Raw genomic sequence first — 9,275 nt, 5'->3', positions numbered from 1 at the left:
CAGACGCCCTGCCACGGGCCGCGTGATCTGGTGATCATCGGTGTTTCCACGGGCGGCCCGCCGGTGGTGCAGAAAATTCTTTCCGCCCTGCCCGCCGATCTTCCGGCCTGCATCCTCATCGCCCAGCATATGCCAGCCACCTTTACCGGTCCCTTTGCCAAGCGTCTGGACAGCGTGTGCAAAATTTCGGTTTCCGAGGCGGTTAACGGCGACAAATTTAAAAACGGCCATGCTTATGTCTGTCCGGGCGGCAAGCATATCGGCGTGCGCATGCGCGGCCCCCTGCCCGAAGTGGCCGTGACCGATGAGCCGCGCGACGCGCTGTACAAGCCCACAGTCAACGTGCTCATGGAAACGGCGGGGCGCTGTCTTGGGCGCCGTACCATGGGGGTCATGCTCACGGGCATGGGTTCCGACGGCTGCGAAGGGGCCCGTATTCTCAAGGAAAAGGGTGGCTGCCTCATTGCCCAGAATGAGGCATCCTGCGTGGTCTACGGCATGCCCAAGGCCGTGGTGGACGCCAGACTCGCCAATCTGATTCTGGATGCCGACGATATAGCTCAAGCCATTATCTCTACGGTCAAAGGCTGACCCGTATTTCATCAGGATACCCCACTATGAGCATGGAAAATTCGCAATACAGCGCGGCGCAGATTCTCGAAGCCCTTCGATCCGGTGACAACGACAACGCCCGCAGCGCGGCTTTCAGCGCGGGCGATATGGGCATGGAAGAGGCTGTGCCTCTGCTCTGCGAACGAATCAAAAGCGAAAACATCGGCGTGCAGGAAGCCGCGGAATACGGCCTGCGCAAAATACGCGGGCCGCAAGCCATTGAGGCTTTGCTGCCTTTGCTGCGTAGCGACGAAGCGCCGGTGCGCAATGTAGCCATGGATATCCTGCGGGAAATCGGGGTGGACAGCATTGAAAGCATGCAGCCCTACCTCCGCGACGACGATCCCGACCTGCGCATCTTCATCGCCGATATTCTAGGTTATTGCCGCAGCCACCAGTCCGCGCTGCTGCTCGGCGACGCGCTGCTCAAGGATCCGGAAGTCAATGTGCGCTACCAGGCGGCCGTCAGTCTGGGCAACCTGGCCTTCCCCGAGTCCGTGGGCGACCTCTGCCAGGCCATGCACGATGAGGAATGGGTGCAGTTTGCCGTGGTGGAGGCCCTGGCCAAAATCAAGGATCCGTCAGCCATCAACGCTCTGGTGCAACTGCTACCGCAATCTTCCATGCTGGTCAGCTCGGCCATCATTGACGCGTTGGGCGGTCTGGGCGACATCAAAACCATCCCTCTGCTGTTCAATTCTCTGGAAAACGTCAGCGTGATTCTGCGCCACAAGATCGTCAAGGCCATTGTCCAGATTCTGAGCGGGCGCTCGCTCTCCCTCCTGGCCGCCAAATCCCAGGAGCGCCTGCGCGCCTACCTCCTGGATGCGCTTTCCGACAATGACGAGGATATTCAGATGGCCGCCCTGCAGGGCCTCAGCGCCATCGGCAAGGAAGAGGCCAGCAGCGCCATCCTCGACTTGGCATCCGAGCTGGACCCGGAACGTAAGGCCGAGCTGTATGAGGCCGCCATCAGGGCCCTGGCTTCCATCGGCTACAACGATATTGTGCGCGACGCCTTGCGTAGCGCGGACGAAAATCGGATCATGATCGCCATGGAAGCCTGCCAGCTCATGGATGACCACCGCCCGGTGGAGGAAATCAAGAACCTCTTCTGGCGCGTGAGCCGCGAACTGCAACGAGCCGCCGTGGCGGAAGTGGCGCAGTTGGGCAGTTGCGACGATATGCCCTTCTTCCTCTCCATCATCGACGAATGCGAAGATGCAGAAGTGCTTAAAAGCGCGTTGGTCTTTTTCGGCAATCAGCATACCTGTCCGGACGTGGAGGACGTGGTCTTCAGCCAGCTCGAACACCGCTATGTGGACGTGAAGGAAATGGCCCTGGAGGCTTGCATCAACCTGCACAGTTCCAAGTTGAACGAGCGCTTCAAAGAGCGCTTCCGCAGCGACGATGCCATGCAGCGCATGATGGCCGTGTATGCTCTGGGGCGTTACAGCGTGTCCGAGAACCTTTCGGAAATCACGGAAGCTTTGGAGGACGCGGATCCCGCCATCCGCCGGGTGGCGGTGGAGTCCTTTCTGAACATGGGCGGCGCGGCGGAGCGCTATCTGCCTCGCCTGCTGCCCCGGTTGTTTGACGAAGACAAAGATGTGCGCGTGGCACTGGTGGATCTTCTGGGGCAAATCGGCACATCGGCGGTCATGCCGCATCTGGTCACCGCCCTCAGGGATGAGAACGACTGGGTACGTATCCGCGCCATTGAAGCCTTGGGCGTGAATAAAAATACCGAAGCCGTGCCCACCCTGGCGCAGATGCTGGAACACGCGAGTCCCATGATCGCTTTTAAGATCATTGAAGCGCTGGGCAGGATCGGCGGCAATGTCGCCTTCAGCGTATTGCTGGGCATGATGGATCACGAAGATCTCGAAATCCAGCATGCGGCGGCTGATGCCGTGGCCGCCATTCAGGCGGAACAGGAGTAATTATGGCTACCCCTCCCACGCTTTTTCCCAAAACGTCCTTATTCAAAAACGGCGAATCGGACTCCAAGGCAGAGGCCTCCGAGAATAAGCCCGGCGCTCAACCCGCCGCCACGGGCGCTACGGAGCGGCCCACCTCGCTGTACAAGCCCAGACAGCCATCCGCGTTTTCCGGCGCCGGACAAAACCAGCCCGGATCGGCTTTCAGAACGCCTGCCCCGGCCGCTGACGCACCCGCGAGCTCGCCGTTCAGATCCGCGCAAAGTACACCCGCCACTCCCCAGACCGGCACGCGCCCGTTTTCCACTTTCCGACCCGCCGGTCAGACGCCAGCGGACAGGCAGAGCCAGACGACGTCTCCGTTGCGTTCCCTTGCCAAGCCTGCCGCCAGGGCGGACGGAACAGCGCCGGCATCCGCTTTCGGCACGACCGGCACCGCGCGTCCTTCCCTGCTCCGTCAGCAGACCGCCGAACCCCAGCGCCCGACGCTGCAGCCCGGTTCGGCCTTCCGGCCACAGGGGCAGACGGTTCCCGCGTTCCGGGCCACCTCGCCCTTTCGCAAGGATTTGCAGATTTCCGACGAGGAATTCGTGCTGCTGCGCGATTTCATCTATCTGCAATGCGGCATCTTTATTGCCGAAAACCGCAAATATCTTGTGGAAAACCGGCTCTCCAACCGGATCAAGGAACTGAACCTCAAAAGTTATAATGAATATTACAATTTTCTGCGTTTCGACGCCAATCGGCGCAAGGAGCTGAACAAACTCTTTGAGGTGGTCACCACCAATGAAACCAGTTTTTTCCGCAATCCACCGCAACTGGAGGTCTTCCAGAAGTCCGTGCTGGCTGAAACCCTGGAGCAATGCAGAAAGTCCGGCCAGAAGAAGCTGAGAATCTGGTCCGCCGGCTGTTCCACGGGCGAAGAGCCCTACACGCTGGCTATCATCCTGCATGAGGTGCTTAAGAGCGACATCCGCACTTGGGACATCAAGATCACGGCCAACGACCTTTCGGAAGCCGTGCTCGCCGCGGCCCGGCGCGGCGTGTACAATGAATACGCCCTGCGCACCACGCCCAAGGAAATTGTCTCCACCTACTTCGGGAAGGAAGGCAATCTTTACAAAGTGGACCCCATGCTCAAGCGGCTCATCTCCTTCGGGCAGATCAACTTGAGCGACAAGGAACAGCTCCGGCGGGTGGAGAAATCGCAGATCGTATTCTGCCGCAACGTCATCATCTACTTTGACGACGAAATGAAGCGGAAGGTCATCAATGCCTTTTACGATAATCTGGAACCCAGCGGCGCGCTGCTCATCGGCCATTCGGAATCGCTGCACAATATCAGCCGAGCGTTCCAGCTTGAGCATCACAAGGGTACAATCGTCTACCGCAAACTGGGTTGATGCTATGCCGTCATGGGCGCGAAAATTCTGGCCATAGCTAATCAGAAAGGTGGGGTGGGCAAAACCACTACATCCTTGACGCTGGGCAGCGCGCTGGCACGCCGCGGTAAAAAGATCCTGCTACTGGATCTTGACCCGCATGCCTGCGCTACGCTGCACGCCAAGATTTATCCGGAGGAACTGCGCACCAGCCTGTATGATATTTTTCTGGCGCGGGACGGCGCCTGGCCTGAAATCTGGCCGGAGCTCATCCGCCCGGCGGTCTTGCAGGGGATGGATATCGCGCCGGGAAGCATCCGTCTTTCGGAGCTGGAAGTGGATTTCCGGGAGCGCAGCGCCAAGGGCAGCGTACTGGCCCGCAGCTTATGCAGCCTCACGGACGGCTATGACTTTGTGGTGCTGGATTGTCCGCCGCATGTGGGCATTTTGCTGGTCAACGCCCTGGTGGCGGCCGACCTGCTGATTATCCCCATTCAGACGGATTTTCTGGCTCTGCACGGCCTTAAATTACTGTTTGACACATTGCACACGTTGAACAAGGTGCTGCCGACTCCCGTCCGTTATCGGGCGGTGCCCACCATGTATGATAAAAGGGCCAAGGCCTGCACCAGAGTGCTGGAATTGATGCGGCGCAAAATGGGACATGCCCTCTTCACAACAATCATCGGCGTGGACACGCATTTTCGCGAAGCCAGCGCCTTGGGCTGCACTATTTACGATATTAACGCGCAATCCAGGGGCGCGCTGAGTTATGACGCCCTGGCTGAGGAAGTGCTCGGTTTATGGTAAAGACGCCGGAAGAATATTTTTCCGACCAGTGCTTTGAGGCACTGGATTCTCGTTGCACGCACGACGGGTTGAGCGACGCTGAGCAGGCTTTCGTCCAGAAGTATCTCGGCAATGACGCTCTGGCCGGTCTGCCCGTGTTGGAACCGGACGCGGCGTTGCCGGTCGCCGGAGAGACAGCGGCGACGACGCAACAGCTTTCACTGAAGCAAAGGTTGCGCAACGAAGCCCGCGTTCAGATGGTTTCATTTTTTGTGCGGGAGCAGACCTTTCTGTTGCCCGTGACGGCCATTCAGGAAGTATTGCGGCATATGCCACTGGTCAGGCTACCCTTGGCCCCGCAGTTTGTGGCCGGGGTCGTTAACTTGCGCGGGCGCGTAACTCCCCTGCTCCATCTGGACGCCCTGCTCACCCTGGAGCGGGACTATCGCTACACGCCGCAGAGTTTCATCATTGTCTGCACCGCTGAACAAATGCAACTAGGTCTGATTATCGACAAAGTGCAAACTATGCATACTGTTGAACAAGATAAAATAACCTGGAATGCAGAAGTTCAGCTGGGCACCAGTGCGGATTTTTTATGCGGGATAGCCGATATAAATGATCATGTATGCGGCATTCTTGCTCCTGACATGATTGTGCAAAAACTTCTTGCAACCTGATATGCCGTGTTTTTGCATCATTACAAATAATTTTTTCAGAAAGACCTGCTTGCAAAAGTGACAAAGACTGACTAACGTGTCCAGATATATTCCGGAATCCATGACAGTCCCACATATGACGGACAGGAACGAATTATGCCTAAACACATTATGGTCGTTGATGACTCCAAGACCATCCGCAATCTGGTGGCTTTTGTGCTCAAGTCCGAAGGCTTCAAAGTCAGTACCGCCGAAGACGGGCTGGACGCCATTGAAAAGCTGTACAGCCTTGAGCCGGTGGATTTGATCGTCTCAGACGTCAATATGCCGCGTATGGACGGTTTCACCTTCATCAAGACCATTCGCACGCAGGACGCCTATAAGGATATCCCCATCATCGTGCTTTCCACCGAAGGCCAGGAACAGGACATCCAGACCGGCATGAGCCTGGGAGCCAACCTGTACATGGTTAAACCCGCCCAGCCGGAAAAAATGGTCCGGAACATAAAGATGCTTCTTGGCTAGCCGATAAGAAAAGCAGTATGTGCCCCACCTGGAGCACTTCTGCTCTTTCAGCCAAACGAAGGTATGGGTATGAGCCAGGAATTTTTTGATCCGGAACTTTTCGCGGATTTTATCGCTGAAGCCAAGGAACACCTCGAAACCATCGAGCCGAATCTGCTGGAGCTTGAAAAAACTCCGGACAACTTGGCCTTGCTCAACGATATTTTCCGGCCCATGCACTCTCTCAAGGGAGCTTCCGGCTTTCTGGGCTTGAACCGTATCAACCAGCTGGCTCACAAATCCGAAAATATCCTGGATGAACTGCGCAAAGGCAGCATGGTGGTGACCTCGGAGATCATGGATGTAATCCTGGCCTCCACGGACGCCCTGCGCCAGATGATCGACAATCTCGAAGTCACCAATGCCGAAGGCGATGTGGAAATCGAGCACATCATGGCGCAGATCGAAGCCATTATGGCCGGCGACAGCACGCCCCAACCGGAACCCGCCGCGCCGCAAGAGGCCGCGCCTCCGATGGGAGACGCTCCGCTTGCCGCCGAAGCTCTCGAACCGGTGGCGAAAGCCGAGGCATCGGCACAGTCTGCAGGAAGCCCGGCTGAAGACAATGACAGCCCGGGTCTGAGCACCAAGGAATGGGTCGCCGCTCTGCCCTGTCGCGAGTCCTACGCGCTTACCGCTTTTGGCGAAGGCCATCTCAAGGATTTCATCGACGAATCCTATGAAATTATCGCGAGCCTGAATGACGGGTTGCTGGAACTGGAAGAAAACCCCACCGGCCGGGACGATCTGGTCAACGATCTCTTCCGTTTTTTCCACAACATGAAGGGCAACAGCGGCATTATCGGCTACAATGAGCTCAATGCCCTGACCCATGAAGCCGAAACGCTGCTCAACAATGTGCGCCAGGGCAAAATCACGCCCAGCCATGAGCTTATTGACCTGCTCCTGCTGGTTGCGGACGTGATGGAAGGCCTGGTGCAAAAAATCGAGGTCGCCAGCGGCCAAGCCACGCCTTTCGACACCAGCCCGGTCATCAAACAGTTACAGCAGGTTCTGGCCGGGGGCGCTATTTCTCTGCCCGAAGAATTGCTGGCTGCCCAGAACGGGACGCCCGGCATGGCGGACAACGGCAGCGACACGCAGGACGAGGTCCCGGAAAAAGAGGCCGCGCCTGTGGAAGTGGTCAATCCCACCATTATTCCCGTAGGTTCCGAGGGCGACGACGCCGAAGTCTTTCGCGTGACGGTGCGCCAGCAGATCGAAATCATCCGCGCCGCCCTAGCAACGCTCCAAAAAGACGGCAGTCACAAGGAATCCATAGACGCTGTATACCGTTGTCTTGTCGCCGTCAGAAACGCCTGCAGCTTTGTGGGCCAGACGGAAATCAAGGTCTACGCTGAACGCACGGCGGGCATCGTGGATCAGGGCCGCATCAGCGGCATTGATTTCGGACTGATGGTTGACCTGCTGAGCCAGGAAGTAAGCATTATCGACGATATGGTGCAAAAGGCGCTGGACGAAGGTAAAATCGGCCCTGACGTGGGTTCATCCGCCCAGGCTCCCGAAACCTCTTCCGCACCCGAGGTTTCTTCCAAGACTCCCGAAGCCCGGGCGACTTCCGCCGCAACGGCACCACCCAAGCCGGAGGCGGCCAAGCAGCAATCCGCTCCCTCGCCTGCCGGGGAAGTCAAAACCGAGCCCACGCCTAAAACTTCGGCGCGACCAAACCCATCAGCTCCCTCCGCTCCGGCCCCAGCCGCCCAAACGGCTCCCGCCCCCGCGTCGGCCGCCGCCAAGCCCAAACCCATGACTTCCGCCGCAAAGGCAGCGTCGGCTGCCGCTCCGGCGGGTGAAGCGCACAAGAGTTCCTCCACTATCCGCGTAGATCACGAGCGCCTTGATCATTTGATGAATCTGATCGGCGAGCTGATCATCAACCGCAACCGTTACACCCTTATTGCCCGCTCCCTTGAAGGCGGCGGCGAGAACGTGAATATTTCGGAAGTGGCCCAGAGCCTTTCGGAAACCACCTACGCCATGGCCCGTATTTCCGACGATTTGCAGGACACCATCATGAAAGTCCGCATGGTGCCCGTTTCTTCGGTCTTTTCGCGCTTCCCCCGCCTGGTCCGCGACCTTTCGCGCAAAAGCGGCAAGGAAGTCGATCTGATCATGGAAGGCGAAGAAACGGAACTGGACAAGAGCGTGGTGGAGGTTATCGGCGATCCCCTGGTGCATCTGATCCGCAACTCCGTGGACCACGGCATTGAATCGGAAGACGTGCGAGTTGCTGCGGGCAAGGCGCCCAAGGGCAAGGTCACCCTGCGCGCCTTTCACAAGGGCAATTCCGTCGCCATTGAGATTGAAGACGACGGCAAGGGCATTGACCCGGATAAAATGCGCGAAGTGGCTATCCGCAAGGGCGTCATCACGCCCGAGGAAGCGGCGCAGCTGGATGACCGTGAGGCCATGGAACTGATTTTCGCGCCGGGCTTCTCCTCCGCCGAAAAAATTACGGATATTTCCGGGCGCGGTGTGGGCATGGACGTGGTGCGCACCAACATCAAAAATCTCAAAGGCAGTGTCAACACCTATTCCGAAGTGGGCAAGGGCACACGCTTCACGTTGAGCCTGCCGCTGACGCTGGCGATCATCGATGCTCTGATGGTCAATGTGTCCGGTCAGATGTACGCCATTCCGCTGGACGCCGTGTCGGAAACCACCAAGATCGAATTTGAACGTCTTACCGACGTCAAGGGGCGCAAGGCCGTCACCCTGCGCGGCGAAGTGCTGGGCATTGTGGAACTTTCGGAAATGCTCGGCCTGCCGCGTACCGATCCTCTGCCTGATGTCCTGTCCGTGGTGGTCATCCATGACAATGAACGCCGCTTGGGCCTGGTCGTGGATCAGCTGCTGGAGCGCCAGGAAATTGTCATCAAGCCGTTGGGTGCGTATCTTGGCGATCTCAAGGGCATTTCCGGAGCCACTATCATGGGCGACGGCTCCGTGATTCTGATTCTTGACCCGCATGAGATCTACCTCATGTCCACCTCAAAGGCCGTGAGCATGGGGCCTGGCGGGGACCAGGGCAAACAGCAGCAACAATCCGCCGTCACAGCAAAGCAATAACAATTGAGGGGAGCGCAAGCTCCCTTTTCCATCTTCCGGCCTTCTCGCTCCTCCCCATGCGGCAGCAAAAATTCAAGCCGCCCGCGCCTGTCATGACAGGCGCGGGCGCTTACACATAAAGGGCTTTAGCCAGTTGAGCTAGCTATGGCGAGCGAAACAGAAATCCACCCGCTATGCGGGTGGAAAAAATTTGTTATACAAAAAACACCTTTCCCATACGATAGAGTTGTTCAAGCCTA

The 9,275-nt window shown here is 57.9% G+C and carries 7 protein-coding genes; all 7 read left to right on the top strand.

Annotated elements, in window-relative coordinates:
* A partial coding sequence (locus KH208_RS14350; RefSeq protein ID WP_291437424.1) for a CheB methylesterase domain-containing protein occupies window positions 1–591 on the top strand: 591 nt, incomplete at its 5' end.
* 26 nt (window positions 592–617) lie between these two features.
* On the top strand, window positions 618–2,555 hold the full coding sequence (locus KH208_RS14345; RefSeq protein ID WP_009301567.1) for a HEAT repeat domain-containing protein: 1,938 nt from the start codon (window positions 618–620) through the stop codon (window positions 2,553–2,555).
* Between the two features lie 563 nt (window positions 2,556–3,118).
* Window positions 3,119–3,955: a protein-glutamate O-methyltransferase CheR gene (locus KH208_RS14340; protein ID WP_050801240.1), complete on the top strand. Its 837-nt coding sequence runs from the start codon at window positions 3,119–3,121 to the stop codon at window positions 3,953–3,955.
* Window positions 3,956–3,967: 12 nt separating this feature from the next.
* Window positions 3,968–4,744 carry a ParA family protein gene (locus KH208_RS14335; protein ID WP_062252099.1) on the top strand — a complete coding sequence of 259 codons (777 nt, stop codon included), beginning with the start codon at window positions 3,968–3,970 and terminating at the stop codon, window positions 4,742–4,744.
* The gene (locus tag KH208_RS14330) at window positions 4,738–5,403 is read left to right on the top strand and encodes a chemotaxis protein CheW (protein ID WP_291437419.1); all 666 of its coding nucleotides are present in this window, start codon (window positions 4,738–4,740) and stop codon (window positions 5,401–5,403) included. Before KH208_RS14335 ends, KH208_RS14330 begins: the two co-directional genes overlap by 7 nt.
* Window positions 5,404–5,538: 135 nt before the next feature.
* Window positions 5,539–5,907, top strand: a complete 369-nt coding sequence (locus KH208_RS14325) for a response regulator (protein WP_008683895.1) — start codon at window positions 5,539–5,541, stop codon at window positions 5,905–5,907.
* Window positions 5,908–5,976: 69 nt separating this feature from the next.
* Window positions 5,977–9,036, top strand: a complete 3,060-nt coding sequence (locus tag KH208_RS14320) for a chemotaxis protein CheA (protein WP_291437416.1) — start codon at window positions 5,977–5,979, stop codon at window positions 9,034–9,036.
* Window positions 9,037–9,275 lie beyond the last annotated feature (239 nt).

Origin of the sequence: Desulfovibrio sp. (assembly GCF_018379785.1) — a bacterium.
Taxonomy (GTDB): Bacteria; Desulfobacterota; Desulfovibrionia; order Desulfovibrionales; family Desulfovibrionaceae; genus Desulfovibrio.
Note: the sequence above shows the minus strand (reverse complement) of the source record. Positions and strands in the feature narration are given on the sequence as shown.

What these genes read in the sequence shown, in the direction of transcription:
- KH208_RS14335 (WP_062252099.1), top strand. Translation starts at nt 3,968, where the DNA reads ATGGGCGCGAAAATTCTGGCCATAGCTAATCAGAAAGGTGGGGTGGGC.
- KH208_RS14320 (WP_291437416.1), top strand. Translation starts at nt 5,977, where the DNA reads ATGAGCCAGGAATTTTTTGATCCGGAACTTTTCGCGGATTTTATCGCT.
- KH208_RS14345 (WP_009301567.1), top strand. Translation starts at nt 618, where the DNA reads ATGAGCATGGAAAATTCGCAATACAGCGCGGCGCAGATTCTCGAAGCC.
- KH208_RS14325 (WP_008683895.1), top strand. Translation starts at nt 5,539, where the DNA reads ATGCCTAAACACATTATGGTCGTTGATGACTCCAAGACCATCCGCAAT.
- KH208_RS14330 (WP_291437419.1), top strand. Translation starts at nt 4,738, where the DNA reads ATGGTAAAGACGCCGGAAGAATATTTTTCCGACCAGTGCTTTGAGGCA.